Consider the following 26181-nt stretch of genomic DNA (forward strand, 5'->3'; position numbering starts at 1 on the left):
ACCTATCCAAAGGACCCCGCAAACGATGAAGATCCTCGTCGGCTACAAGCGCGTGGTGGACTTCAATGTCCGCATCCAGGTCAAGCCGGACGGCTCCGGCGTGGTCACCGACGGCGTCAAGCTGTCGGCCAACCCGTTTGACGAAATCGCCCTCGAAGAAGCCCTGCGCCTGCGCGACAAGGGCATCGCCACCGAGGTCGTGGTCGCCACGATCGCCCCGGCCGACGCCCAGGCGCACCTGCGCAACGGCCTGGCGATGGGGGCCAATCGCGCCGTCCACGTCGTCACCGAGGCCGGCCAGGACGTGCAGCCACTGACCGCCGCGCGCACCTTCCTGAAGCTGATCGAGAAGGAGCAGCCGGACCTGGTGATCCTCGGCAAGCAGGCGATCGACGACGACGCCAACCAGACCGGCCAGATGCTGGCCACGATCTGGGGCCGGCCGCAGGCGACGTTCGCGTCCAAGCTGGACGTTGCCGACGGCAAGGCCACCGTGACCCGCGAGGTCGATGCCGGTCTGGAGACGCTGGAAGTCGACCTGCCGGCCGTCGTCACCACCGACCTGCGCCTCAACGAGCCACGCTTCATCAAGCTGCCCGACATCATGAAGGCCAAGAGCAAGCCGATGGAGTCGATCCCGTTCGGCGACCTCGGCGTGGAAGCCGGCGAAGGCCTGAAGACGACCGCCTACGCGCCGCCGCCGAAGCGCAGCAAGGGCGTGATGGTGAAGGATGCGGCCGAACTGGTCGCCGCACTCAAGCAGAAGGGGCTCCTGTAATGGGCAAGGTACTGATCATCGCCGAACACCTCGACGGCAAGCTCAACGCCTCCACCGCCAAGTGCGTGACCGCCGCGCAGGCGCTGTCGCCGGACGCGATCGACGTTGCCGTGTTCGCCGCCGATCCGTCCGCGGTCGCCGCCGAAGCAGCGCAGATCAACAGTGTCGCCAAGGTATTGAGCGTCGCCAATGATGCCAACGCGCAGGCCATTGCACAGGTACTGGCGCCGCAGGTCGCGAAGCTGGCCGAGGGCTACAGCCACGTGTTCGGCCCGTCGACCACGTTCGGCAAGGACCTGATGCCTTGCGTCGCCGCCCTGCTCGGCGTGGCGCAGGTGTCGGACGTGATGGCGGTCGAATCCGGTCACGTGTTCAAGCGCCCGATTTATGCGGGCAACGCGATCATCACTGTCGAGGCGCCGGCAGGCCAGACCGTGGTCGCTACCGTGCGGACCGCCTCGTGGTCGGAAGCGGCCAAGGGTGGAAGTGCCACCGTGGAAGCCGCCAGCGTCGACGCGGAACTACCGAGTCACACCCGCTACATCGGTCTCGCCGCTGGTGAATCCGATCGCCCCGACTTGCAAAGCGCCAAGCGCGTGGTCTCCGGGGGACGCGGCGTGGGCTCGGCCGAGAATTTCAAGATCATCTACGACTTCGCCGACAAGCTCGGTGCCGCGGTTGGCGCCTCGCGCGCGGCGGTCGACGCCGGTTATTGCCCGAACGAGATGCAGGTCGGCCAGACGGGCAAGATCATCGCCCCCGAACTGTACGTCGCGATCGGCATCAGCGGCGCCATCCAGCACCTGACCGGCATCAAGGACGCGGGGACGATCGTCGCCATCAACAAGGACGCCGACGCGGCGATATTCGAGATCGCGGACATCGGGCTGGTCGGAGATTTGTTCAGCGTACTGCCGGAACTGGAAGCGGCGCTCTGAATCCATGACCACGATAGCCCCAGGCACGGGTATGGACTGCCGGAAAATCATGGTCGCCTTCGGCACCCGCCCCGAAGCCATCAAGATGGCGCCGATGGTGAAGGCCCTGCAGGCGCATCCGGGAGTGCGGGTCCAGGTGGTGGTGACGGCCCAGCACCGGCAGATGCTGGACCAGGTCCTGGATCTGTTCGAGATCACACCCGATGCCGACCTCAACGTCATGCAGCCTGGCCAAACCTTGCCGGACCTGACCGCCCGCATCCTCCAGGGCATGACTCCGATCCTGGGTGAACTCAAGCCGGACCTGGTGCTGGTGCACGGAGACACCTCCACCACGCTTTCCACCGCGATGGCCGCGTTCTATGCGCGGGTGCCGGTCGGCCACGTCGAAGCCGGCCTGCGGACCGGGAACCTGCAGGCGCCCTGGCCGGAGGAAATGAATCGCCGGCTGACGGCGCCGCTGTCCGACTTTCACTTCGCGCCCACGACCGGAGCACGCGCCAACCTGCTACGCGAAGGCTTCGACGAATCGGCGATCCACGTCACCGGCAACACGGTCATCGACGCGCTGCTGCAGGTCGACGCTCGGTTGAAACAGGACCCTGCACTGCGGACGGAAATGCAGGAGGTGTTCCCGTTCCTGGATTCGTCGCGACGCCTGCTGCTCGTGACCGGCCATCGCCGCGAGAATTTTGGCGGGGGTTTCGAGCGCATCTGCAAGGCGCTGGCGACACTGGCCGCCCGCGATGACCTCCAGATCGTCTATCCAGTGCACTTGAACCCGAACGTCCAGGAGCCGGTCCGCCGGCACCTGTCGGGACTGTCCAACGTCCACCTGATCGAACCGCAGGACTACCTGCCATTCGTGTACCTGATGCAGCAGGCCCACGTCATCCTGACCGACTCCGGCGGCGTGCAGGAAGAGGCGCCCTCGCTCGGCAAGCCGGTGCTGGTCATGCGCGAGACCACCGAGCGACCGGAAGCGGTTGCAGCCGGCACGGTCCGCCTGGTGGGCACCGACGATGCTCGCATCGTCGCGGAAGTGCACCGTTTGCTGGATGATGCGGAGGAATATTCGCGCATGTCGGAAGCGCATAATCCCTACGGCGACGGTCGCGCTTCCGCACGGATTGTCGAGATCATCATGGCGACGCGATGAAGCGTGCTGCGGAATCGCCACCAACGTTGGCTTGGACCACCCATCGATGAAGCGAGTCGCCATACTCCAATCCAACTACCTTCCATGGAAGGGGTATTTCGATCTTATCGCCCAGGTTGACGAGTTCATCGTCTACGATTGCGCGCAATACACCAAGAACGACTGGAGGAATCGCAACCAGATCAAGTCGACGCAGGGCAAGACCTGGCTGACCGTCCCGGTCCGGCACCACGGCCTTGGGCAGCCAATCGACGAGGTCGCAGTCGCGGATCCAACCTGTTTCAGGAAACACTGGGCGACGTTCCGGCAAACCTACGCCAAGGCACCGCACATCGACTTCTGCACGGAGAAGTTGCGTCCACTATTCGACGTCGCCGCAGGCTTCGACACCATCAGCGCAGTCAACCTTCACTTCCTGGGTGGCTTGACGAGCCTGCTCGGATGGCACACGCGGATCAACAGCGCGCGAAACTACCATCTGGTGGAAGGACGTAACGAACGACTCGTGGAGTTATGCCGACAGGCTTCGGCGACGCACTACCTGTCCGGTCCCGCGGCCCGCTCATATCTCGACGAGGCCGCCTTCGGCAGGGCTGGCATAACGGTGGAGTGGGCCGACTACGCCGGCTACCCGGAATACCCACAGCCATACCCACCGTTTGACCACTTCGTGAGCATTCTCGATCTGTTTGCCGGAACGGGAGAGCGTGCCGTCGACTACCTGAAGGGACCAAGCGGAGCATTCCGATGACAAACGCCTCCATCAGCGTTGTAGTACCCGTTTTCCGCAGCGGCGCAACCCTGCCCGCACTGTATGCGCGACTTGAACCGGTACTGTCCGCTTGCGCTTCGGACTGGGAAATCATTCTCGTCGACGACGCCAGCAACGACGGCACCTTCGGGGCCATGGCGGAGCTTCACCAAAGGGACAGCCGAGTGAAGCTGGTCCGGTTCTCTCGAAACATGGGCCAGCACAATGCGGTCCTGTGCGGCATCGGAAGGTCCCGCGGCGACTACGTCGTCACACTGGATGACGACCTGCAGAACCCTCCCGAGGAAATTCCGCGGTTCATCGCCAAGATCGATGAAGGTTTCGACCTGGTGATCGGCCGGATTGACGGCGGCAAGAAGCATGCATTGCACCGCAACCTCTCCAGTGGCCTGCTGCAGTTGCTGGTAACCCGGGTTATCGGAAAGCCGAGCCATATTTCCTTGTCAAGCTATCGCTGCATGACCCGCCGCGCCGCCGATGCCATGGCCGAATACGCCGGAGCGCACGTCTACATGCCGGCGGTGATGTTCAATGCCGTCCCGATTGAGCGGATCGACAACCTCTTGGTTGCCCATCACGAACGCCAGCATGGAAGAAGTACCTACACTCTTCGCAAGCTGGTGCGGCTGGCGTCCTACCTGTTGATCAACCATTCCAGCACCCCGCTCCGGATGGTCACGATGTGGGGGTTGCTGCTCAGCATCATCAGTCTGGTTTTTGCCGGATATGTCGTGCTCGACGTGCTGGCAAACGGATCCACGGTGGCCGGGTGGCCTTCGCTCGTCGTCCTGATCTCGTTTCTTTCCGGCAATATCATGTTCTGCATGGGAGTGCTCGGCGAATACATCGGTCGTCTTGTGCAGGCATCGGGCGCGTCGCCCTTCCCGGTATTCGAGGAGCGGTTGTGACTCGATTGTTTGTCAGCGGAATGCTGCGTTCGGGTACCAGCTTGATCCAGACGCTGCTGACCAATCACCCGGATGCGCTGGTGGCCTACCAGCCATTCCACCAGCTCCACGTGGACGTCAAGCGTCTGTTCCTCGCCGAGCGTGGTGCAATGCGGCCGCTGCCCCTCGACGATGGATTGCCCGCCCGCAAGATCGAGCGTGAGCAGTTCACGGCCTGGCTGGCGGCCCGGCGATTCGATGCCACCCGGGCAGCCGCCCTTGTCGCCAGCGCCACTTCCGCGAAGGGGAGCGGGATGCCCAACTGGCATCCTTCAATATCCCCCTCGTCCGGATCCTTCTTCGACATCCGGGAAGCATTGCACCGAGCCATGGCGTCGCACTTGGGGCCTGTTTCCCCGACCGTCCTTGGCTCGAAGGAGATTCTTTGCGAGGAGTACCTGCCGGCGATGCTGGACGCGGGAATCCACTGCATAGCTGTCATTCGCGACCCCTGTGCGGTCATTGCTTCCGCCAACCATGGCCGGTATCGCGACCAGGTCGGTGACCGCTATCCGCTGATGATGTTGCTCCGCCTGTGGCGCAAGAGTGCCGCCTATTGGCTGCGATACCGCAATCACCCCCGCACATTTGCCCTCCGGTACGAAGACCTTGTGACCGATCCGGCGTCTGTCCTGGATTCGATTACCCGATGGCTGGGGATTCCGCCGGCACCGGCCGGGCTGCTTGATGGTCCGCTCAAGGACCACAACGGCCAGCCTTGGGCGGGCAACTCGTCGTTCGGGGACAAAACCGGGGTGGACATGGCGAGCCGCGAGCGTTGGCGCAGCCAGCTGACGCCGGCCGAGCAGGGCTTCATCCGTGCGTGCACCGCACCGGAGTGCGCACTGCTGGGCTACCCCGCTGCCAATGCGGACATCGACTCCGTCTTGACATTCATCGAAGACCTGGAAGGCGTGCGCCAGTCCCACCTCCCAATGCACACCATCGACGACAAGACGCGCCGTTTTGAAGCCTCGCGCCTGTCGCGCTTCCAGGACGGAACGATCCATGCGGACAATGATGCAGCGGACTATTTCCTGTTCCCGGAGGTTTTCCAAAGCCAGGGCGGTGGCTTCGCGTCGTGAATTCTCCGAAAGCCCATGGATCACGCGCATCGCGTACCTTGCTGGTCACGCTGGTGTTGCTGAACGTGGCTTTGCAGCTTGCGGCGGCCTTGATTCTCAAGATCACCCCCGACCCGAGCATGGCCAACGCCATTCCCATAGTACTTCTGATGGGCAGCGTGCTGGTGCTGAGCGCCGGACGTTTCTGGCTTTGGGGAAGCCTGCATCGACACTTCCCCTTGAGCGTCGCATACCCGGCATCGGCGCTTCTCTTCCCCGGCATATTGGCGCTCGCGTGGTTCTTCGACGAACCCATCGCCACCGCGCAACTGGTGGGCGTAGCGCTGGTCCTGCTCGGCGTCGCCCTGCTGCTGTCCGAGAAGCACACCACTCCATGAAGAACATCCCAGCGCACGTCGGCTCGAATCACCGGGACCTTCGGGCTCCCCGGGACTTCGCGCATGCGAGCCGCATGGCAATCCCGCTCCATTCCGATGGCCGCCCGGGGACCGCCCGTCCCGCGCCGGATGGGAGCGGTACCTGATGACCATCGCGATACTGGCCTTGCTGGCCGCGCTGGTCACCACCACGACCGCACATATCAGCTACAAGCGCTACGCAATCGATCGGCGCAGGATGGACCTGTACCTCACCATCGTGTTGTTTGTCTCGACCACACCGCTGACCTACCTGGCCATCAAAAGCTTTGGCATCGGGCTTGTGTACGTGTGCACCAGTATCAACTACATTGCGGCAGCTGTCGCCGGCAGGTATTTGTTCGGTGAACGGCTGACGCGCCGCTCCATTGCGGCGATGCTGTTGATTGCTGGCGGCACCTCCGTCTATGCCCTGGGATACCCTCGATGAAAATACCGTTCAACAAACCGTTCATGACCGGCGAGGAACTGCGGCAGATCGCGAAGGCCCACGACAACGGGCACCTTTCGGGTGACGGGGAATTCACCCGTGCCTGCCACCAATGGCTGGAACACCACACAGGCTCGACCCGGGCGCTACTGACCCACTCGTGCACCGCTGCGCTGGAGATGTCGGCACTTCTGCTCGACTTGCGTGCCGGCGACGAGGTGATCATGCCGTCCTTCACCTTTGTTTCCACAGCCAACGCGTTTGTCCTGAGGGGGGCCATCCCCGTGTTCGTGGACATTCGCCCCGATACATGCAACATCGACGAGTCCTTGATCGAAGCTGCCATCACCCCGCGGACCAAGGCAATCTGCGTGGTTCACTATGCGGGTGTCGGTTGCGAGATGGACAGCATCCTCGCGATTGCACGAAAACACGGGCTTGCGGTAGTGGAGGACGCCGCACAAGGCGTCTGCGCGAGCTACAAGGGGCGCGCCCTGGGCGCAATCGGCGAACTGGGAGCCTTGAGCTTCCACGAGACGAAGAACGTCATTTCGGGGGAAGGCGGCGCGCTGCTGGTCAATGATGCCGGGATGGCCGAGCGGGCGGAGATCATCCGCGAAAAAGGCACCAATCGCAGCAAGTTCTTCCGCGGCCAGGTCGATAAATACACATGGGTCGACGTAGGATCGTCCTACCTGCCCGGGGAGATTGTCGCCGCTTTCCTGTCGGCACAGTTAGACCAGGCGGTTGATCTTACTCGCGAACGCCTGGCCATCTGGAACAGTTACCACGCCTGGGCCTCGGATCACGAAGACAATGGCCTGGTACGCAGGCCCATCGTCCCGGCGGATTGCCAACATAACGCCCACATGTACTACCTGCTGCTTCCGGGGGCGGGGGAACGCAGCAGCTTCATCGAAGCGTTGGCCAGCCGCGGCGTAGCCTCTGTTTTCCACTACATCCCATTGCATTCGTCGCCTGCGGGTAGGCGATTTGCGAGAACGTCCGGGTCGCTGGCGGTCACGGACGACATCAGTGACCGCCTTGTGCGCCTGCCCCTTTGGGTGGGCCTGGGCGAACGATTGCCAGAAGTCCTTGAAGCCGCCAACGAAGCACTGCGCGGAATCCGGGCATGAAATCGCTGGACTTCGTGCAGTCGATATTCTCGAACCAGCGCGTCTCCACGGGGGTTGTCGGCCTCGCCAACATCCTGGTGCGTTCGGTCTTGTTGCTCACCGTGGGATTGGTACTGTTCCTGGCGATGTTCGGCGCGGCCGATGCCGTGAATGCGCCATGGAGCATGGGCGGTATCCCGGTGCGCGGAACGGCGGTACTGGTGGTCCTCGCCGTCCTGCTGGCGACAATGCACCTCGCCACCCGGACCCACCCCATCCGGCCTGCTTGGTTCCTCATCACAACTGTTTCGATGGGGCTCCTCTTGCATGTGGGCTATGGCCTGCCACTGGATCTGGAATACGCCAGTGATTTCGGTGGCTATTGGCGCAGCGCGGCCACGCTTGCCGGCCAGGACAACCTGGACGTCCTTGATAACGTCCACATGCAGCGCGCTATTCCTTTCCTCTGGCCGCTGGTGGAGGTTTTCGGCCAAAGCCGGCTTGCGCTGATCTGCATGAATGCCGTGATGCTCGGCATTGTCCAGATTGCCGGGTACGACCTGTTGCGTCGGGCGGTCAGCCACCAGGCAGCCCAGGCCTTCTCGATCCTTTGGATCTTCGCTCCCGAGCCTCTGCTCGCTTCGGCCATACCAAGCCACGATGTCACCGGCACCGCCATGTTCGCCGTTGCGTTGTGGCTGAATGCCAGGGTATTCCTCGGACACGACGGGGTTGCTCCGGGCTCGCGCTGGACGATTTTCTCGGGCATTGCACTTGGCGTAGTGCTCTATCTGCTCGACATGGCGCGGGGCGCGGGAACAGGGCTGTTGATGCTGGCGAGTGGCGTCGGAATCCTGCTGATCCAACTGCTCAACGGCTGGAAAACCCACCGTGCCGGACAACGGGACAACCGGCCGCTCATGTTGGCGCTGCAGCTACTGTGCGGGGCAGCGGTGTTTTCGATCCTGTTGGCCATCGCCGGTGCAGCTGGTTTGCGGATGGACGGGGATTTGCAACAGACACGGACCCTCCGCGCCTCCGTCCCCCACCAGACCGCGCTCTCGGATGGCTCCTATCAGTTCGTGATGCGTTTCCACAACGCCTTCAACACCGACCTGATGGACGAGCCCCGGCAATTTTCCGATCAGGCGCGGGCGATAACGCGCTCGGAATTCCTGGAGCGTCCCGTCGCACGTCTCTGGAGTTCGCTCCATCGCGGCGACCGACTCTCGAACCTTGGCACCCAGCAGTTTTTCTATCTCGCCACGCGCGCCGACCAGCCCCCATGGCTTGTGAAGTTCGCCTCGGCCTACAACTCGCACTATGTGCTGATGATGGCCCTGTTGGCACTCTACGGCCTGGCGCAGTTGCTTCGCGCACCGCTGCGCGCCCCCGGGCTCCTGCAACAGTCAGCATTGCTGGCAGCGATGATCCTTGCGCTGATAACCATGCGTGAGAACCAGCCACGCTACATCTTCCCGATCTGGATGGTGGCGGCTTCACTGGCAGGATCGGGATTGTCCCTCCCGGGTTTTTCATCCCGTCAATTGCCGGGAAGCGCTTTGCGGGGATTGGGGCATGTAGCACTGGCAATCACCCTGACATGCGGACTCGCATTCGCGGCGTGGACCGTGCTCCGGGTAGGTTACGCAGCGGACGATGGTCGGGTACTCACCCGCTGGGCGCTGGATGGCAGCGACGGGGTGGGTCACTCGGACCGTCTCGAAGGGGAACAATCTGCGCCCTCCGACGTGCTCAACACCAATGTCGACGGCAGCCCGAGGACGGGACGTACGCCCTACATGGTCGATTTCGAGGAGCTGTCCCTGAAGCTCGCATTCTTCGACACGACCGCCCGGGGCGAGCACGTGGATGCCAGCAAGCAGGTCTGTACCAATGACGTTGCTCCGCTCTCGCTGACCTTCCAGTACTACACGCCGTACAAGCGACTGGAACGGGAAGGCGATTTCACCTTGTCGGTACTGGCCGACGGCAGGGAAATCTGGAGCGCGAAGCTTCCCCAGGCCACGCGGCCGGTGCGGGCTACCACACCGCCTGTGCTGGAAACACGTGGCACATGCGTCAACCTGGGCTTCCGGTTGCGGTCCAATCGCGTGTTGTCACGCGACTCGTGGATCCGGGCATCCAAGGTCGAGATTTTCTATCCCCACCTTGTCCCGGCACCGGAACCGGACAACCCGTGAAACGCGCGCCCCAAGCGTGTCAGATGGCGCGCAGCAACTCGGCCATCGTATGCCGGTACATGTCCGCGACGTAGTGGAACGGGGCCCTGCCCCACTTGTGCCCGCTGTCGGCGACCAGGAGTTCTTCGGGGTACCTGATGAAACGCAGGCCGGCTTTTGCGTCCAGATAGGCGTACATGTCCGTCAGGACCAGGTTGTGGCGTTCGATGCGTGGCTGGTCGGGTAGTTCGTCACCGACATCATCATGCGTGGCCCAGAACACGCGGTTGACAATGACGCGTCCGGGACCCGCCAACGCCAACAGGCTGTCGACGCCGAGCTTCCATGCATTGAGGTGGCGGTTGCTGCCGGGCCGGATCAGGTCTTCCTTTCGGACGGGATAGCCGGTGCCACGGAACTCGACCGAAGCGGTTACCAGCGTGCCACCGACATCGAGCAGCGCGAAGCGTTCATCCACCAGGTCCAGCAACAGGGCGTCGAAGTGTGCCTTGGCAAGGAGCCCGGGCGCGCGCCGACCCAGGTCATTGGCCACCATGTTTCGTTGCCAACGGCTGGGTAAACGTTCCAGGTGTGCCGACAGGGCTGGCGAAGGACGCCGATGATCGAATGCGCTCGCCAGCGAAGACCGCGCCAGGTAACCGGCAAGAATGGCGTCTTGGCGAGGAGCGATCTCGAATGCATCGCGGGAGACACAACTGCCGAATACGTATACGGACTTCGCCGCTGTCACGTTGACGCGGATGGGCGGCAACATCCGACCAGCTCCATCGCGGACAAACGCCGTGACACGCGTCGCTGGAAGATCGTCAATCTCGTGATGGATGAAGGTGCTGGCCGGCTTGTACCACCGGGTCGCGATTCGCTCGCGCCCGGAGTGCACGTAGAACGCGTACTCGAACGTTCCGGCATCGGCCTGCACGCCATCCAGTGACGCCTTGATATGCAACATGCGGCCATCGCTTTGGGCGATGACATGCAGGGGGCCTGCCTCTTGCTTCACGTGATGATTGGCGCTCTCCATCGGGTCGTTCATTGCAGGCCGGGATCGGGAGCATTGCGTATGAGATCGATCTCGGCGCCCAGTGTCTGCGCTCGTCCGCTTTGCCGACGCACTCGCGCCGCCGCCTCGCGGGACATCGAATGGAACCGATCGGCGTCCTCGGCGAGCAGTGCGATCCCTTTCGCCAAGCCTTCCCAGTCTTCCGGCGGGGCCAGCACGCCGCAGCTGTCATCCACGAACTCCGGGATGGCCGCCACCGCGCTGGTCACCGGCACCAGGCCCGATGCCATGGCTTCGTCGCGGGAGACCCCTTGGGAATCCATCCTGCTTGGCGCCAGGAATATCCCATACTCGCGATGCAGCTTCGCGACCTTCGCCTGGGAAAGGAAGCCACGCTGGATATGCACATTGGCGAGTCCATCCAGCGGTGCCAGGGTCTCGTCGAACAGCACACCATCCCCGACGAGATGGAATGTCATCCGCTCGAACAACGGATGGTCGCGCAGAGCCAGGATGGCCTTGACCGACAGGTCGTTCGCATACGTCCGCGATGCGTAGGGGCGAATGGACAGCACCTTGAAGCGCTGCTCCGGGGGCTTTTCCCGGTACTGGAACAGGTCCGCATCAATGAAATTGTGGATCACTGAATACTGCTCTCGCGCCAGCGCCACTCCGACGTCATGCATCGCTTCGGCGGCGAAATGGTCGGAGACAAAGATGAAGTGCAGGTTCGGATGCCGACAGCCAAAGACCTCCCGCCAGAACGCCGTGCGGACATCGCTGGCCTTCCTGGCTGCCTCGCGCTCCTCGTCGGTGGTGTAGTTGAAATCGCGCCGATGTGAAGGCTGGATCTCGGATCCGTGGATCCAGACCATCACGCGCGTGTCGCCAAGTCTCTCCCGGACCACCGTCCACATGCCCGGGTCGAGGAAATGGATGAGGATCGATTCGTGATCGCCCGCAGCCAACTGGGCATGCAATTGGTGCGAACCACCAACGTTCGCATCGACGCCTTCAAACTCATAGGCGTGCGGACGCGTCCTCTCGTTGAAGACGAAGACGTCGGCCGGCAACCCTGCCTCCCGGTAGCTCGCGACCCGGCGATGTACGAAGGCATTGCGGTAAAGATGCGCCGGGGAGGGGTAGATGTTGGTGAGCACCAGCGACCCCGTCCGCGAGATCGAAGGCGCGACCAGGTTGGCCTCGGCGATGAAGGCCGTGGACAACCCCTGTACGGTTGAACTCCCCGGGCCGAGTATCCGCAGCCCGAAGCGCACCGCTTGGGTGCCCTCCGGCAGAGGGCAAGCATGGTTCCTGCCGAACGGCTTGATCACCTGCCCGAGGCGCTCGCCTTCGGCATCCTGGAACAGGAAGACCGCCTCCAGGCGCAGCCCCGGCGTTGCAACCAGGTGGAACCTCAGTTCGTCTGTCGCGGTCAGCTCGGCGGGGTCAAGCAGACGCTGGGCGTAGAGATACTTGTGCTGGCCCTCGGGCAATTCCGACCTGGCCAGCATCGCATCGCCGGCCTTGCACAGTCGTACTGCACCCGCGCTGATCCCCCCTCCGAACAGCTCGAGAAGAGCCGCCGCGTCGAGTCCTGCCTCGATACCTTCCGGGGCCGGCGCCCCGCTGATCGAATCGGCCTGTTCCAGCAGCCTGTCAATGGACAACCCCTGGTCGATCCGTGGTTCGTCGACCAGGGGACAGTCAGGTTCCGGGTGATCGGCGACGTAGTTGAATTCGTCGATCGACAGGCAGGACACGCCGGAAATAGTCCGCTCCTCGGCATCCGCAAGCCACTCGGCCAGGGACGAGCCCGCGAATGCCGAAGCCATGGCGACGGAGCGTCGCAGGGGAAGCGAGTCCACCCAACGGTACTGGCTGCCCGGATCATGCAATTCCAGCTCGGTACCGGACGAATACCACGTTCCCTTGCCGACCACGTCGGCCGACGCATAGACGAAGGCGAGCGCAGCATCGGTCAGGTAGTGCTCACCGTGGAAATCACTCGGGCTCAGTACCGCGACGAGCTCGTCGCTCCACGCCTCCGCCGGCAGGATCCGGGAGGAATCGCGCCACGTGGCGACCTGGATGTCCGACCTCCCGACGATCGGCTCATTCGGCCTGTAGCCTTCGGCCAGCACCAGCACCAGTCGCTTTCGGGACCAGCTCTGGCGCTCGTACGATGCGCGCACGCGGCGCAGCTCCGATGCGTCTTCGACCACCGCGACCACGACCACGCGCGGCAACGCACGGGTATTCGTTGGGCCTCCAACCTTGTTCAGGATGTGGGTGAGGCGATGATCTGCCGTGTGCTCGAGCATCGTCTTGCGCAATGCCATCAGGCGTCGCTGCCGGTATCGGGTCGCCGACGCAGGATCCTCTCCCGCCACCGGCGCCAGCCGGCGGGCCATCTCCACCTGGTCATCCGTCGCGATGACGAGGTCGCCAAACATCAGCCGCAACCCGCGCGAATAGTTGCTGAGGACCAGGGTATTGGACAACATCAGGTCGAACACACGGCGCGCGAACATCGACTGCGATTGCTTGACCGAGTTGAGGTTGATCCCGAAGTCGTAACCCTTGTAGGCGCGATCGATCTCCGCATAGGGCAACGATCCCTGGATCAGCTCACGATAGCCCTCCGGGAACTGGTAGTTCGCGTCGTCCTTGCCATGGTTGCGGTCGAAGATTTCGACGTCTCCGAACGAACGTGCCGCGGAGATCAAACCGTCGAAGTCGCGTTGTCGCTCCGGGTAGCGCGTGTAGTAGGCACCGGCAAAACAGAACGCGTGCTTGCGGTCGAACCGCTCGATCGGGTTGTGCAGGCGGGGCTGTCCCCAGAACGGCAACAGGTGTACGCGATCGTGGCGCAATACCGTCTTGTACCGCGCAATGCAGTCGATATCAGTCGTGAAGACGTGTTCGAACAGGCGCGCGGTATTGATGAAAGTGTCGAAGTGGACCGGGTCTTCCTTGTTCCAGAAGATGGTCGGCACGTCGGTCCGCCGACACCACTCCAGGATTGCGACCAACTCGCGGGAAGGGTGGTTGATCCGCCCCGCCCACTGCCCGTTGTTTCCCTGCCAGGCCGACTCCACGAAGAGGATCTGCGGCCGGAAGGCTTCCAACTGCGCTTGCCATCCCACCAGGTCGACCGGACACAACACGCAGGAGTGGGCCATGGCCGACGTGGTGAACTCATCCATGATGCCGGCCATGCGCAGCACTCCTGACCCGCGTCGAGACCAGGCCCGTTGCGCATGGGTGTCGATCGGCGCATCCGCGATCGTCGAACTTTCCCCATTCAATGCCTCTCTCAGGGCGCGCTCCGCCAGCAGCAGGTCGTCCCGTTCGCGCAGGGCAGAATCCAGGCGCGCTTCCATCTTCGACAGCAAGTACTCGTGGTGCTCCTGCCTCGCGCGGAGCCGCTGGTTCTCCATCCGCAACTCGAACGGCAGCAGCCCGGATCCAGCGAGGGCGCCAGATTGCACCGACCCTTGCCGTGCGGTATCGCGTTTGGCTTCGTCCACCTTGGAGTCGTCGTTACCGGTCCGATTCACATGCCCGCCCGATTTGCGTTCGTCACTCATGCCTGACCAGCGCGGACACGCCATTCCCGCCAGAGGAGCATGGGCACGCGCCAAGCCAACGCCACCATGCGGCCCGGCGATCTCAGCGATCCGACGACAAGCGTACCGAGCCGGTACGAGGCCGAGTGCTCGACGCGTTGCAGTTGTTCCCTCGCCGCTCGCCGGCACTCCGCCAAGGCCCGATGCGCTCCCGAGATCCGTCGATCCTTGTCGCGCCCCTGCCGTTCAAGCTCCCGCTCGTGCCGGACCACCAGGCCTTGGAGAATACTTTCGCGCCGCGTCGCCAGGTCATTCGATTTCTCCGCCTCCGCCAATTGCGAACGCAGCTGTGCAACCTCCCGCTGGAGGTCCCGGCCACGGGCGACTTCCCCGTCAAGCTCGGCGAGCAGCCTTTCCTGCGTGGCATGGAGAGCCTGCGCGCGCGCCTTCTCTTCGGCCAGGTGGGTGGTCGCTTCCGCCAATCGGCGCGCGGCACCGGCAGCATCCGACCGGCTGGCCGCCATTCGCGCCTGGGCATCGGCAATGCCGCGGTCGGCGAAGCTGCGCTCGCGCTCCATCGCCCCGCTCAACTCGGCGATCTGCTTGTCCTTGGCTGCCATCGCACGTTTGAATGTCGCCGCATTAACGGCATCCACCCCCTCCCCGGTGGAGGACCACGCCGCCAGGCGCTGATCGACCTGGGCCAGCGCGTTGGCGCGTACCCGCTCGGTGTGACGCCCGGCCTGCGCAAGGCGAGCGGCGAGTTGGCGGTCCTCGCGCTGCAGCGACATCAGCTGTTGAAGGCCGCGCTCGATCAGCAACTCGCGTTCGGCAGGCGAGCGGGAGGGCAGGAACAGGTAGGTGTCGGTCGCGTTGTACACCCCGACCGACAGATAGCCGGACTCGCGCATGAATTCCCGGATCGTGGCATAGGCCTCTGCGGTACCGGCTTCGCATACTACCCATGGGCGGTCATCGGACAGGATCCGGCGCGCGCCCTTGAGCACGTCCAGGTCCATCCCCTCCACGTCGATCTTGATCAGCCGCACCGGTGATTGGTTGACGAGTTCGTCGAGTGGCTGGACATCGATCGACCCCGCCTCATCAAGTGAAAGGGTCGTGCCGCCGACGTTGGTTGGGTCGTAACGGAGTACCGCCGCATGGGCGGCCTCGGCCCCCAGTGCGACTTGGTGGACCTCGACGAGCTCTGCTGCATGGTTGATCGCTACGTTCTTCTTCAGCACCTCCGAGGTGTCGGGCATCGCCTCGAAAGCGAGGACCCGGCATCCGCAGACTTTCGCAAAAAACAGCGCGTGGTTGCCGATGTTCGCCCCGGCATCGACCACCAGGTCCCCCGCTTGCAGGTGGGAGGCCAGGGATACCAACATCTCGCGCTCATAGAAGGTTCCCGTGGAGCGCAACACCTGGGAAATATGGTCGGACTCCGAAGGCAACACGAAGCTGACCGACACCCCTTCATGCTCGACCGTACATTCAATCTGTTCTGGGCTGCTCATGGTCTATCCGTTTCGCCGGCGTGGACAGAATCACCGGGCCTGCCACGTATGCGGGAAGCGGAAAACATCGCCACCTCCCGAGCGATGGTCTGTGCTTCGCCGCTCTGGCTGCGCACGCGTGCTGCGGCGGCAGTCGAAAGCCTGGAGAAAAGCGCGGGATCGTCGTGAAGACACTCGATCTGGTCGGCCAATGCCATGGCGTCCTCGGGCGCGGATAGCAGGCCACAGGTTTCATCGACGAACTCGGGTATGGCCGCCACGCGGGTCGTGACCGGCACAAGGCCAGAGGCCATCGCCTCGTCGCGCGACACGCCTTGGCTGTCCATCCTGCTGGGGACAAGGAAAACCCCGTACTCCTGGTGCATCGCGGCGATTTCCCGTTGGGACAGGAAGCGCTGCTCGATGACGACATTGGAGAACCCGCGGAGGGGGCTGACGGTCTCTTCGAACAACGGGCCATCGCCCACGATCCTGAACTCCAGCCCGGCGAAGCATGCACGGGTGGAAAGCTCGACGATGGCAGCGACGGTCAAGTCGTTGGCATAGACCTTCGAAACAAACGGGCGAATGCTCAGTATCCGCTTGCGCTGGCTCTCAACCTTGGGCTTGTACGAGAACAGCTCTGTATCAATGAAGTTGTGTATGACGCGATAGCTTTCCCTCTGCAACGCGACGCCCACATCGGCCATGATGTCGCGGGCAGCCCACTCCGAAACGAAGATCATCCTCAGGTTCGGGTGGTGCTCGCTGAAGATGCGCCTCCAGAACCGCATCCGCCGTTCACCCAGTGCGACGGCACGGGCGCGAGCCTCCGGGGTCGCATCGAGATGTTCGAACTCGCGCCGGCCAGCCGACTGCATCTCCGACCCGTGCGCCCAGACAAACACCTTCACCGTGTCGACGAACTCCTTCACGACATCCCACATGCGCTCGTCCAGGACATGCACCAGCAACGAGCTGTAGCCACCCGAACGCAACATCGCCCGCAAGTGGTCCGCCTGGCCGTGGGCGACATCGACTCCTTCGAACTCATAGAAATTCAGCGCTTCCGAGCCGATGCGGAACACATCGACATCCACGCCCAGTCGCCGGTATGCCATGACACGACGATGCACGAAGGCATGCTTGTACAGATCGTCGTAGGATGGATAGTTCTTGGCCAGCAACAGGTGCCGCGAGCGCGTGACGAACGTACTCACCGGCAGCGGGACGTGGTCGAAAACCAGGCGCCGGATGCGGAAAACACCTGGCTTGGTGGCGCGCAAACCGATCTGAACGCGGTGTGTGGCGGCAGGAACACTGACGGTCAAGTTGGCTCCGGCCCGCAGCAACGAGTGCGAGATCTTCTCTCCCGCCGCGTCGAGGTAGACCAGCACCAGGCTCAAGCCGTCATGGCCCTCGGATACCAGCTGCATCTTCGCGATGTCGGTGAACTGCAGCTCCTGCGGCTCGTATGTCGCATCCATGTAGGCGTAGGCCGGCTGTCCGGAGGGCACGGTTGAAGTCAGCTGCATCACCGGACCATCGATGCTGATCGAAAGGTACTTGTTGGCCAGCGTGCCCAGCCCTTCAATCAGCGCCGCGGCTTCCAGACTGGGCATGCCGATGGACTCGTCCCGTTGCCCGGCCTTGCCCGGTAGTGAATCGGCATGGATGCCTTCGGCGACCGAAAACAGTTGGGCGACGGGGATGCCGGGGTCGATGCTTCCAAGGTCGTCGACCGCCGGGATCGCGCTGCGCCCGCCTCCACCTTCGCAGTAGTTGAACTCGTCCACTGCCGTGACATCGCCCCAGAGCACGAGATCGATATCATCCAGCCACCGCGCGATGGTCTCGCCTTCGAAATCCGCCGCCCTCGCAATCGCCCTCCGCCTTGAAACGCCCTTGCCTATACGGTACTGGCTCCCGTCTTCCCTGAGCTCGGGCGCACCGTCCACCAGGCAGTAATAGGCGGATTTTCCGATGAGCGGGTGAGCCACGTACAGCGTGGCCAGCGCAAGATCCTGCAGGTAGTTGGGCCCGTAGTAGTCAGCGGAGTGGAAGACACCGACATAACCGTGCGGATCCAGGCTGGCAACGGTGCGCACCGCCGACTGGTTGGCGGAGATGACCTGCACGCCTTCCCCGGCAGGGGACTCGGCAGGGAGGTACCCGCCTTCAAAGCACAGGACCAGCGTCTTTGCCGGATACAGCTGGCGTCGAAAGGACTCCAGCACCAACACGAGTTCCGCCTCCGACGCGACCCTCGCCAGTACGTGGATGTGTGGCTCCTCGCGTCGCGGCGCATGCGCGAACACTTTGTCCAACAGGTACTCAAGCCGATGGTGGTACGTGTGCTGGGACAGCACCTTGCGCAACCCAAGCAATCGGTGCTTGCGATGCACGACGACGTCTTCCGTCAACGGGCGCAAGCGACTCACCAGCTCGGCGCGGTCATCGCTGCTGACGACCAGGTCGCCGAACATGAGCCTCATGCCGCGCGAAAAGTTGCTCACTACCGTGGTATTGCTGGCCAACAGGTCGAACACGCGCCGGGCGAACATGCTCTGCGAGTGCTTGACCGTGTTGATGTTGATCCCGAAATCGTAGCCCTTGTAGGCGATGTCGATCTGGTCGAACCTGAGGTTGCCCAGGATGTAGGGGCGGTAGTGCTCGGGGAATTTGTAGTTGGGGTGGTCCTTGCCGTGGTTGCGGTCGTAGATGTCGACTTCGCCCAGCTCCGCTACCGCATGCAGGATGCTGTCGAAATCCCGCTGCCGTACCGGATAACGGACATAGTAGGAGCCGGCGAAGCAGAAGCCCGGCTTGCGGTCGTAGTGCTCGACCGGATTGTGGGCCCGGGGCTGGGTCGCGAACGGAAGCAGGTAGACCTGCTCGTGGCCGAGTTCCTGCTTGTAATGCCTGATGCAGTCGATGTCCGTTGTGAATACCACGTCTGCCAACTTCGCCGTGTCGAGGAAGGTCTTGAAGTGGACCGGATCCTCCTTGCTCCAGAACACGACGGGAATACCACTCTGCCGACAATGAGCGACGAGCTTCCTCAACTCACCCGAGGTGGCGGATATCTGCCGTTGCCACGTGGAATCCTTGCCGTCCCAGGCTGACTCGATGAACAGGAAATGTGGTCGAATCGCATCGACCTCGTCCCGCCAGTCCGTCGCCGTGACCTGGGTGGTCTCGCAACATTCCGAGAATGCGTTGAACGTGAATTCGTCCATGATCGATGCGATCCGGACCTGCTCCAATCGATTCGGCAGTACTCCAAACCGGGACACGCGGCGGGGCGACCGTGATTGCCGGCCGTGCAGGCCTCCGTCTGGATGCGTGGCCAGGTCGGAATGGAAGCGCTCGATCTCGTCACGCAACTCAGGCGCGAACCACTCGTGCGGGAGGGGCACCGCCACCACGCCGCGATCACGTCCGGTTATCTTGTTCTGGTTTCGCCGGGCACTGCGCAACAGCCGGAATGCCCGCACCGGGAGGGTCAGGACGCCCTTGATGGACCGCGTCGACTGGATGATCAGGTACCCCAATTGCAGTGAGACGGACCCCTGCAATTCGCGGACACCATTTTCCATGCCTTGGATCAGCCCTTGGGCACGCCCCAGCAGCTGGATCATCCGATGTTGCTCGGTCATTGCCGAACGCAAGCTTTCACGCAGTCTCCTGGCTTCATCCTGCGATCGACTCACCTCGTCGGCCAATTCATTCCGGATATCGGGGGCATGGCGCTCTCGCGATGCCACCCCGGAGGCGTCGGGGGCATGCCCCGTGGACACCCTGGCCTCGTCAGGATTCCGGATACCGGACTTGTCGCCGTTGCTGCCCATCTGCTTCCTCTTGAACGGTTGGCCTGGTCCAACCGGCTCCACTACGCCCAGAATCCAACCGGATCGATCACCTGCTTGCCTTGCGGTACCGGGAACGCCCGGAACGCGCTGTGAGGAACCAGCACCACGATCAGGTCGGCTTCCTTCAGGGCGACCTCGGTTTCCATGAACCTGAGGTTGCGCTGGGCCACCTCGCCATCATCCAGCGCGCCGGCGAACGGGTCGCAACAATGCACCTGGCCCGGGTACCGGTTGGACAGCCGGGTCGCGATCTCGAGCGAGGGGCTTTCGCGGAAATCGTCGACATCGGGCTTGTAGGCCAAACCCAGGCACGCCACCGAAAGCCCGGGGTGACGGGAAAGGATCGCGTCGACCTGCTCCACCACATAGGAGGGCTTGGCATCATTGACCTCGCGCGCGGTGCGGATCAACCGCGCACGTTCCGGCGCACTGGCAACGATGAACCATGGATCCACCGCGATGCAATGACCGCCCACGCCGGCACCGGGCCGCAGGATCGAAACCCGCGGATGCCGGTTGGCGAACTCGATCACCTTCCACACATCGACATCCAGGTCATGGCAGATCATCGACAACTCGTTGGCGAATGCGATGTTCACATCGCGGAAGGAGTTCTCAGTCAACTTCACCATCTCCGCGGTGCGATCCGTAGTGAGGTGGCAGACTCCACGGACGAATCGCTTGTAGAGTCCGGCGGCGGTCTCCGCGCAGCGCGGCGTCATGCCGCCAATGATCCGGTCGTTCTCCACCAGTTCCCGCAGCATCTGGCCGGGGATGATCCGCTCCGGGCAGTAGGCCAGGCAGATATCAGCCTCGTCGTCCGGACCTTGCGGGAAGCGCAGGTCCGGCCGTTCTTCGGCCAGAAGCCTGGCCAGCATCGCGGTGGTGCCAACTGGCGACGTCGACTCGAGGATGATCAGGTCACCCCTTTTGAGAACTGACGCGAGTGACCGGCCGGCGGCCTGGACGAACGACACGTCTGGTTCGCAACTGCCGGAAGTGTCGACCGGAGTCGGGACGGCAATGATGAAAGCATCCGCCGGCACTGGCTTGTCGACGGCTCGCAACAGGCCCTTGTGCACGCATTGCTCAACCAATTCGTCGAGGTTGCCCTCTTCGATGTGCGCCTTGCCGCTGTTCACCGCGTCCACTGCCCGCTTGCTGACATCGACTCCAGTGGTGGCAAGCCCCGTGGATGCGAACATCGCCGCGGTCGGGAGGCCGATGTATCCAAGACCAATCACCGCCAGACTCTGGATCTCCCGGGAACTCGAGTTGCCGTCCTGCATATACCTTTCCTCGCCTGACATGCCCCCATCAGGTTGGAGGCGACTGAATTTCGAACCGTGCTTTCGCTGGGGCGTAACCCGGATGCATGTCGGGCCAGCTTCCGGCGGGCATGGTCATCTACAAAGCTTTCGATACTCGAGAATGGATTCGATCACCCCGCCGTAGAACGCGACCCGGCCCTGTTCGAGAACCACGCCCTTGTTGCAGACCCGCCTCGCGATCTCGAGGTTGTGGGTCGCCAGGATCACGATCCGGCTACCATTGACGCGATCATTCATCCGGGCCCGCGCCTTGCGGATGAACTGCATGTCACCCGCACCCAACCATTCGTCCAGGAGCATGATGTCGCGCTCGGTCGCAGTGGATACTGCGAATCCCAGGCGCATCCGCTGGCCGGCCGACAGGGTCCGCAGCCGATGCTGCGCAACATCGGCAAGCCCCGCGAACTCGAGTATCTCTCGGGAAAGCTCGCGGATGCGCGCTGATTCGATGCCCATGGCGGTCCCGCGCAGCAGGATGTTCTCCGCCACCGTTGCGTCTGGCCTGAAGCCCAGGGAGATGTTCAACAACGCCTGGCGGTGGCCACTTACGTCGAGCACGCCCGCCGAGGGTGGGTAGGCCCCCGTGAGCACCCGCAGGAGCGTTGACTTGCCTGCGCCATTGCGGCCGATGAGCGCAACCCGATCCCCCTCCTCGGCGGAGAACGAGATGTCCTTGAGGATCTTGCGGAAGACACGCTGCGGCCGGTTGGTGGACGCACCGATCAGGGTCCCGATCCACGAGCCGGCGGTGTCGGGCCGCTGGACGTAATGCGGGACGCTCAGGCAGACGCCCCGGGCCCGTAGGTGAACACTCATGTCGACGCGAGCCTCGTCATATCCAAAGCGGAACAAAACGCGCGTAACGACGATAGAGCAGCGTGGCAAGCAGCCAGCCAAACACCGTCATGCCGACGATTACGTACAACGTACCCGTCTCGGGCATCGTGCCAAGCGCCGGCGCCCGCACGAATTCAAGCAGATGGAAGAACGGGTTGAACCGCATCACCATACCGCGCACGGTCTCGGGCGGTACCATCGATGCATCCCACAGGATCGGCGTGAGCAGGAATCCGAATACGAGGACCGTACTGATCATCTCCTTCACGTCGGGGAACCTCGCGCCCGTCAGGGCAACGACGACCGAGATCCATATGACATTGATTATGAAGATCGGCAATGTCACGAAAAGAGTCAGCAGGTCCAGGCGATGGCCGTCGGCGACCAGCATCACGATGGCCAGCACGATCAGGAGGCCCACCGCGAAATACAGGAAGGACTTGGCGAACGTCCGCAGGATGTAGTCGGTGAACCGCGTGCGGCCGTCCATGATGAACGCATGGTGCGCGGTGAAAACGTTCGCCGCGTCGGTGATACCGAGGATCGCAAGGCGCCACAGAATGTAGCCGAACCCAAGGTGTGGAATGAAGCTTTGCGGGTTGCCACCCATCATCTGCGAGTACAGATAGCCAATCCCCAGCACATATGCCAAGGGCGGCATCACCAGCCAGAGGGGCCCAAGCCGGGTACGCCGGTACTGGGTCGCGATGTCCAGCCAGACCGCATATGCCCAGAACCCCCGGTCACGGAGGCTGCCTCGCATGTCGTTTAGCAGGTTCATTCAGCGTCCAGGCGCACGTGCACGCTCGTCATTGACCCAGGGCCTTCGCCAGATCGTTGCGAAGGTCGGATATCGCTTCCACGCCCACGCTCAGCCGCACGAGGTTGTCTCCGACCCCCAACTCTGCCCGACGCTCCACCGGCACCGACGCATGCGTCATGATCGCCGGATGGTTCACCAGGCTCTCGACGCCGCCCAGCGACTCGGCCAGCGCGAACAATTCAGTCCGCTCGCAGAACCGCTTGGCAGCTTCGACCCCACCTTTGAGATAGATCGAAACCATCCCGCCAAAGCCATCCATCTGCCGCTTGGCCAGCTCATGCTGCGGATGCGACTTCAGACCCGGATAAAGCACCTTCTCGATCGCGGGATGCCCTTCCAGCCACTCCGCCAGCGCCTGCGCGTTCTCGCAATGCGCCTTCATCCGCAGGTGCAGCGTCTTCAACCCACGTAGCGCCAGGAAGCTGTCGAACGGCCCCTGCACGCCGCCGATGGAGTTCTGCAGGAACGCCATCTGCTCGGCCAGTTCGGCGTCATCGCCGACCACGACCATGCCGCCGACCATGTCGGAGTGTCCGTTGAGGTACTTGGTCGCCGAGTGCATGACGATGTGCGCGCCGTGTTCGATCGGGCGCTGCAGGATCGGCGAGGAGAAGGTGTTGTCGACCACCACGATCAGGCCGTGCTTGCGGGCGATCGCGGCGACCTGGGCGATGTCGACCAGCTTCAGCAGCGGGTTGGTCGGGGTCTCGATCCAGACCATCTTGGTTTCGGGGCGGATCGCGGCCTCGAAGACGGCGGCATCGCTGAGGTCGACCCAGCTGAAATCCAGCCCGGCGGTGCGGCGGCGGACACGCTCGAACAGGCGGTAGGTGCCGCCGTAGACGTCGTCCATCGCGATCACGTGGCTGCCGCTGTCCAGCAACTCCAGGATCGTCGAGGTCGCGGCCATGCCGGAGGCGAACGCGAACCCGCGGCTGCCGCCTTCAAGCGCGGCGACGCAGCGCTCGTAGGCGAAGCGGGTCGGGTTGTGGCTGCGGGTGTACTCGAAACCCTGGTGCACGCCCGGGCTCGACTGGACGTAGGTCGAGGTCTGGTAGATCGGCGTCATCACCGCGCCGGTGCTCGGGTCGGGGGACTGCCCGGCGTGGATGGCGAGGGTGCCGAGGCCGTGTTTCGTGCCGGCATCGTCGCGGGGAGCGTTGCTCATATTGGACTTTCCGTTACCGCGGTGAGGCGAACCGCGAAGTTTAACAGTTGGAAAAAGTTGGCACCTGAAGGAATTCGAGCCCGGGCCGGCGCCGATCGGGGCTGAAGCCCCCTCCTACGACTGCAGTAAGTCCAGTCGGACAAGGGCCGGACTGGCTCACTCGACGCGGCGGCGCAGGTAGTTGAGCAGGTCGATGCGGGTAATCAGGCCCAGGAAGCGCTCGCCATCGACAATGATCGCCACATGCCCGCGGTCGAACACCGGCAGCAGCGACTCGATCGGTGCGCTCACGTCGATCTTGTCCAGCTTGCTCACCATCGCGGTCGCCACCGGGTCGCGGAAGCGGCCCTCGTCGCCGTAGACGTGCATCAGGATGTCCGATTCGTCGACGATGCCGACCAGTTCGTCGTCCTGCATCACCGGCAGCTGGCTGACGTCGTACAGCTTCATGCGCTGGTAGGCGGTCACCAGCAGGTCGCCCTGCCCGACCACGACGGTGTCGCGCAACAGGAACGGGCGCAGGATCAGGTCGCCGAGGTTGCCGGCCTGCTCGCGCTCGAGGAAGCCGTTGTCGACCATCCAGTAGTCGTTGTACATCTTCGACAGGTACTTGTTGCCGGTGTCGCAGACGAACACCAGCACCTTCTTCGGCGTGGTCTGCTCGCGGCAGTATTTCAGCGCGGCCGCCAGCAGGGTGCCGGTGGACGAGCCGCCGAGGATGCCCTCCTTCTCCAGCAGCATGCGCGCGGTCAGGAAGCTTTCCTTGTCGGGGATGGCATAGGCCTTCTTCACCCGGGTGAAGTCGGAGATCCCGGGCAGGAAGTCCTCGCCGATGCCCTCGACCATCCAGCTGGCCGACTTGTCACTGAGCGTGCCTTCGTTGATGTACTCGGTCAGGATCGATCCGACCGGATCGGCCAGGATCAGTTCGGTGTGCGGGGACTGCTCGGCGAAGCAGCGCGACAGGCCGGTCATGGTGCCGGAACTGCCACAGCCGAACACGATCGCGTCCAGCCCGCCGACCTCGGCCATCTGCGCGAGGATCTCCGGGCCGGTGCCCTGCTCATGCGCGGCCGGGTTGTCGGGATTGCCGAACTGGTTGATGAAGTAGGCGCCCGGGGTTTCGCGGGCGAGCCGCTCGGCCAGGTCCTGGTAGTAGTCCGGATGGCCCTTGGCCACGTCGGAACGGGTCAGCACGACCTGCGCGCCCATCGCCTTGAGGTTGAAGATCTTCTCCCGGCTCATCTTGTCCGGCACCACCAGCACCAGCTTGTAGCCCTTCTGCTGGGCGACCAGCGCGAGGCCGAGGCCGGTGTTGCCGGCGGTGCCTTCGACCAGGGTGTCACCAGGCTTGATATCACCGCGGGCCTCGGCCGCCTCGATCATGCGCAGGCCGATGCGGTCCTTGATCGAGCCGCCGGGATTCTGCGATTCCAGCTTGAAGTAGAGCTCGCAGACACCGCTGTCGAGGTGCTGGGCCTTGACGATCGGGGTGTTGCCGATCAAGTCGAGTACGGACTGGGAAATGGCCATGCGGTTGCGCGGGATCCTTGCGCCGACTGGGTGCGGCGGACCCGGGCAAGTCTAAGGGATCGGTGCGGGGAAGGCGTGCCGGGGATCAAGCAGGCGCCGCGCGGTGTGCCGCGAAGCGGGCGATGGTGGACCGACGAGGATAACCACCACCGCCCGCGGCGGACTTTGGTCTCGGACCACTGATCCTATTGGGGTTGGGCGTCGTACATCCGGGTCAGGCGGTCCTTCGCAGCCAGCTTTTCGCGCTTCATCTGGGCCAGGGTGGTGTCGTCGATCGGCAGTACCCCGAGTTCCGCGTCCATCACCTTCTTGTCGAGTTTCTGGTGGTGTTGGTAGAGCTGCTTGAACTCGGGGTTGGCCTTGATCAGCGCGTCGATTTCCGGCTGCGGTTGTTCATCGAACATGAAAGCCTCCTTCACGAATGCAAAACGCCCCGACCGGGCGGTCGAGGCGTTGCGGGGGTGGTGTAAAGGCCGGCCGCCACCAGTTGCACGACGGCGGGATCCTGCTCCGGGATGTCGACTGACGCGTCGGTCTGCATGGTCGGCCTGGCTCTTCGCCAAGCGAAAAAACGGGTCGCTTGGGTATCCGACCCTACTCCTGCCGATGGGGGTCGGCAAGGGACTCGTCGGGCGGTTCGCGGTCCGTCCGCGCGGAACGCCCCGGGAAGCCCCGGCAGCCATGGCCGGGGCTTGCAAACGTCTG

General features: G+C 63.4%; 20 protein-coding genes. 10 read left to right on the plus strand and 10 right to left on the minus strand.

Annotated features, from left to right (window positions below; translation table 11 throughout):
- The first annotated feature begins 25 nt into the window (after positions 1–25).
- The 10 genes from ACT9F5_RS07015 (at position 26) to ACT9F5_RS07060 (ending at position 9844) form a co-directional block, all read left to right on the plus strand.
- A complete protein-coding gene (locus ACT9F5_RS07015; protein ID WP_445119168.1) occupies positions 26–778 on the plus strand; it encodes an electron transfer flavoprotein subunit beta/FixA family protein in 753 nt (250 codons plus the stop codon).
- Positions 778–1716 (plus strand): FAD-binding protein, encoded by a 939-nt coding sequence (locus tag ACT9F5_RS07020; RefSeq protein WP_445119169.1) that lies wholly within the window; start codon positions 778–780, stop codon positions 1714–1716. Before ACT9F5_RS07015 ends, ACT9F5_RS07020 begins: the two co-directional genes overlap by 1 nt.
- Positions 1717–1765: 49 nt before the next feature.
- A complete protein-coding gene (gene wecB, locus ACT9F5_RS07025) occupies positions 1766–2875 on the plus strand; it encodes a non-hydrolyzing UDP-N-acetylglucosamine 2-epimerase (RefSeq protein ID WP_445119170.1) in 1110 nt (369 codons plus the stop codon).
- A 46-nt stretch (positions 2876–2921) separates the two neighbouring features.
- A complete protein-coding gene (locus ACT9F5_RS07030) occupies positions 2922–3626 on the plus strand; it encodes a WbqC family protein (RefSeq protein ID WP_445119171.1) in 705 nt (234 codons plus the stop codon).
- Positions 3623–4555 carry a glycosyltransferase gene (locus tag ACT9F5_RS07035; RefSeq protein WP_445119172.1) on the plus strand — a complete coding sequence of 311 codons (933 nt, stop codon included), beginning with the start codon at positions 3623–3625 and terminating at the stop codon, positions 4553–4555. The genes ACT9F5_RS07030 and ACT9F5_RS07035 overlap by 4 nt, the downstream gene beginning before the upstream one ends.
- Positions 4552–5679 carry a sulfotransferase gene (locus ACT9F5_RS07040; protein WP_445119173.1) on the plus strand — a complete coding sequence of 376 codons (1128 nt, stop codon included), beginning with the start codon at positions 4552–4554 and terminating at the stop codon, positions 5677–5679. The genes ACT9F5_RS07035 and ACT9F5_RS07040 overlap by 4 nt, the downstream gene beginning before the upstream one ends.
- 38 nt (positions 5680–5717) lie before the next feature.
- Positions 5718–6056, plus strand: a complete 339-nt coding sequence (locus ACT9F5_RS07045; protein WP_445119174.1) for a hypothetical protein — start codon at positions 5718–5720, stop codon at positions 6054–6056.
- Positions 6057–6201: 145 nt separating this feature from the next.
- The gene (locus ACT9F5_RS07050) at positions 6202–6525 is read left to right on the plus strand and encodes a hypothetical protein (RefSeq protein WP_445119175.1); all 324 of its coding nucleotides are present in this window, start codon (positions 6202–6204) and stop codon (positions 6523–6525) included.
- Positions 6522–7661, plus strand: coding sequence for a dTDP-4-amino-4,6-dideoxygalactose transaminase (gene rffA, locus ACT9F5_RS07055; protein WP_445119176.1), 1140 nt, complete (start codon positions 6522–6524; stop codon positions 7659–7661). Before ACT9F5_RS07050 ends, rffA begins: the two co-directional genes overlap by 4 nt.
- Positions 7658–9844 (plus strand): hypothetical protein, encoded by a 2187-nt coding sequence (locus tag ACT9F5_RS07060; protein ID WP_445119177.1) that lies wholly within the window; start codon positions 7658–7660, stop codon positions 9842–9844. The genes rffA and ACT9F5_RS07060 overlap by 4 nt, the downstream gene beginning before the upstream one ends.
- A 19-nt stretch (positions 9845–9863) precedes the next feature.
- On the opposite strand, the gene ACT9F5_RS07065 is transcribed toward ACT9F5_RS07060, so the two are convergent.
- From ACT9F5_RS07065 to ACT9F5_RS07110, 10 genes are all read right to left on the minus strand, one after another.
- On the minus strand, positions 9864–10877 hold the full coding sequence (locus tag ACT9F5_RS07065; RefSeq protein ID WP_445119178.1) for a DUF6270 domain-containing protein: 1014 nt from the start codon (positions 10875–10877) through the stop codon (positions 9864–9866).
- Positions 10874–14437 (minus strand): glycosyltransferase family protein, encoded by a 3564-nt coding sequence (locus ACT9F5_RS07070; RefSeq protein WP_445119179.1) that lies wholly within the window; start codon positions 14435–14437, stop codon positions 10874–10876. The genes ACT9F5_RS07065 and ACT9F5_RS07070 overlap by 4 nt, the downstream gene beginning before the upstream one ends.
- Entirely contained in the window at positions 14434–15933 is a 1500-nt protein-coding gene (locus ACT9F5_RS07075) for an FkbM family methyltransferase (RefSeq protein WP_445119180.1), read from the minus strand. The genes ACT9F5_RS07070 and ACT9F5_RS07075 overlap by 4 nt, the downstream gene beginning before the upstream one ends.
- Positions 15930–19763 (minus strand): glycosyltransferase, encoded by a 3834-nt coding sequence (locus ACT9F5_RS07080; RefSeq protein ID WP_445119181.1) that lies wholly within the window; start codon positions 19761–19763, stop codon positions 15930–15932. The genes ACT9F5_RS07075 and ACT9F5_RS07080 overlap by 4 nt, the downstream gene beginning before the upstream one ends.
- Before the next feature lie 41 nt (positions 19764–19804).
- Positions 19805–21073, minus strand: coding sequence for a UDP-N-acetyl-D-mannosamine dehydrogenase (wecC, locus tag ACT9F5_RS07085; protein ID WP_445119182.1), 1269 nt, complete (start codon positions 21071–21073; stop codon positions 19805–19807).
- A gap of 114 nt (positions 21074–21187) precedes the next feature.
- Complete coding sequence (locus ACT9F5_RS07090; RefSeq protein ID WP_445119183.1) at positions 21188–21931, minus strand: ATP-binding cassette domain-containing protein; 744 nt, start codon at positions 21929–21931, stop codon at positions 21188–21190.
- Between the two features lie 16 nt (positions 21932–21947).
- Positions 21948–22733: an ABC transporter permease gene (locus tag ACT9F5_RS07095; protein ID WP_445119184.1), complete on the minus strand. Its 786-nt coding sequence runs from the start codon at positions 22731–22733 to the stop codon at positions 21948–21950.
- Between the two features lie 28 nt (positions 22734–22761).
- Positions 22762–23943, minus strand: coding sequence for a cystathionine gamma-synthase (locus ACT9F5_RS07100; protein WP_445119185.1), 1182 nt, complete (start codon positions 23941–23943; stop codon positions 22762–22764).
- Positions 23944–24099: 156 nt separating this feature from the next.
- Positions 24100–25476, minus strand: coding sequence for a pyridoxal-phosphate dependent enzyme (locus ACT9F5_RS07105; protein ID WP_445119186.1), 1377 nt, complete (start codon positions 25474–25476; stop codon positions 24100–24102).
- A 185-nt stretch (positions 25477–25661) separates the two neighbouring features.
- Positions 25662–25880, minus strand: a complete 219-nt coding sequence (locus ACT9F5_RS07110) for a DUF465 domain-containing protein (protein ID WP_445119187.1) — start codon at positions 25878–25880, stop codon at positions 25662–25664.
- Between the last annotated feature and the right edge of the window lie 301 nt (positions 25881–26181).

Source organism: Lysobacter sp. F6437, from assembly GCF_052547215.1.

Bases quoted from the DNA above. Each gene is read 5' to 3' on its own strand.
- ACT9F5_RS07095 (WP_445119184.1), bottom strand. From the start codon at position 22,733: ATGAACCTGCTAAACGACATGCGAGGCAGCCTCCGTGACCGGGGGTTC.
- ACT9F5_RS07050 (WP_445119175.1), top strand. From the start codon at position 6,202: ATGACCATCGCGATACTGGCCTTGCTGGCCGCGCTGGTCACCACCACG.
- ACT9F5_RS07090 (WP_445119183.1), bottom strand. From the start codon at position 21,931: ATGAGTGTTCACCTACGGGCCCGGGGCGTCTGCCTGAGCGTCCCGCAT.
- ACT9F5_RS07020 (WP_445119169.1), top strand. From the start codon at position 778: ATGGGCAAGGTACTGATCATCGCCGAACACCTCGACGGCAAGCTCAAC.
- wecB (WP_445119170.1), top strand. From the start codon at position 1,766: ATGGTCGCCTTCGGCACCCGCCCCGAAGCCATCAAGATGGCGCCGATG.
- ACT9F5_RS07075 (WP_445119180.1), bottom strand. From the start codon at position 15,933: ATGAGCAGCCCAGAACAGATTGAATGTACGGTCGAGCATGAAGGGGTG.
- ACT9F5_RS07030 (WP_445119171.1), top strand. From the start codon at position 2,922: ATGAAGCGAGTCGCCATACTCCAATCCAACTACCTTCCATGGAAGGGG.
- rffA (WP_445119176.1), top strand. From the start codon at position 6,522: ATGAAAATACCGTTCAACAAACCGTTCATGACCGGCGAGGAACTGCGG.
- wecC (WP_445119182.1), bottom strand. From the start codon at position 21,073: ATGCAGGACGGCAACTCGAGTTCCCGGGAGATCCAGAGTCTGGCGGTG.
- ACT9F5_RS07035 (WP_445119172.1), top strand. From the start codon at position 3,623: ATGACAAACGCCTCCATCAGCGTTGTAGTACCCGTTTTCCGCAGCGGC.
- ACT9F5_RS07105 (WP_445119186.1), bottom strand. From the start codon at position 25,476: ATGGCCATTTCCCAGTCCGTACTCGACTTGATCGGCAACACCCCGATC.
- ACT9F5_RS07065 (WP_445119178.1), bottom strand. From the start codon at position 10,877: ATGAACGACCCGATGGAGAGCGCCAATCATCACGTGAAGCAAGAGGCA.
- ACT9F5_RS07060 (WP_445119177.1), top strand. From the start codon at position 7,658: ATGAAATCGCTGGACTTCGTGCAGTCGATATTCTCGAACCAGCGCGTC.
- ACT9F5_RS07080 (WP_445119181.1), bottom strand. From the start codon at position 19,763: ATGGGCAGCAACGGCGACAAGTCCGGTATCCGGAATCCTGACGAGGCC.
- ACT9F5_RS07100 (WP_445119185.1), bottom strand. From the start codon at position 23,943: ATGAGCAACGCTCCCCGCGACGATGCCGGCACGAAACACGGCCTCGGC.
- ACT9F5_RS07015 (WP_445119168.1), top strand. From the start codon at position 26: ATGAAGATCCTCGTCGGCTACAAGCGCGTGGTGGACTTCAATGTCCGC.
- ACT9F5_RS07070 (WP_445119179.1), bottom strand. From the start codon at position 14,437: ATGAGTGACGAACGCAAATCGGGCGGGCATGTGAATCGGACCGGTAAC.
- ACT9F5_RS07110 (WP_445119187.1), bottom strand. From the start codon at position 25,880: ATGTTCGATGAACAACCGCAGCCGGAAATCGACGCGCTGATCAAGGCC.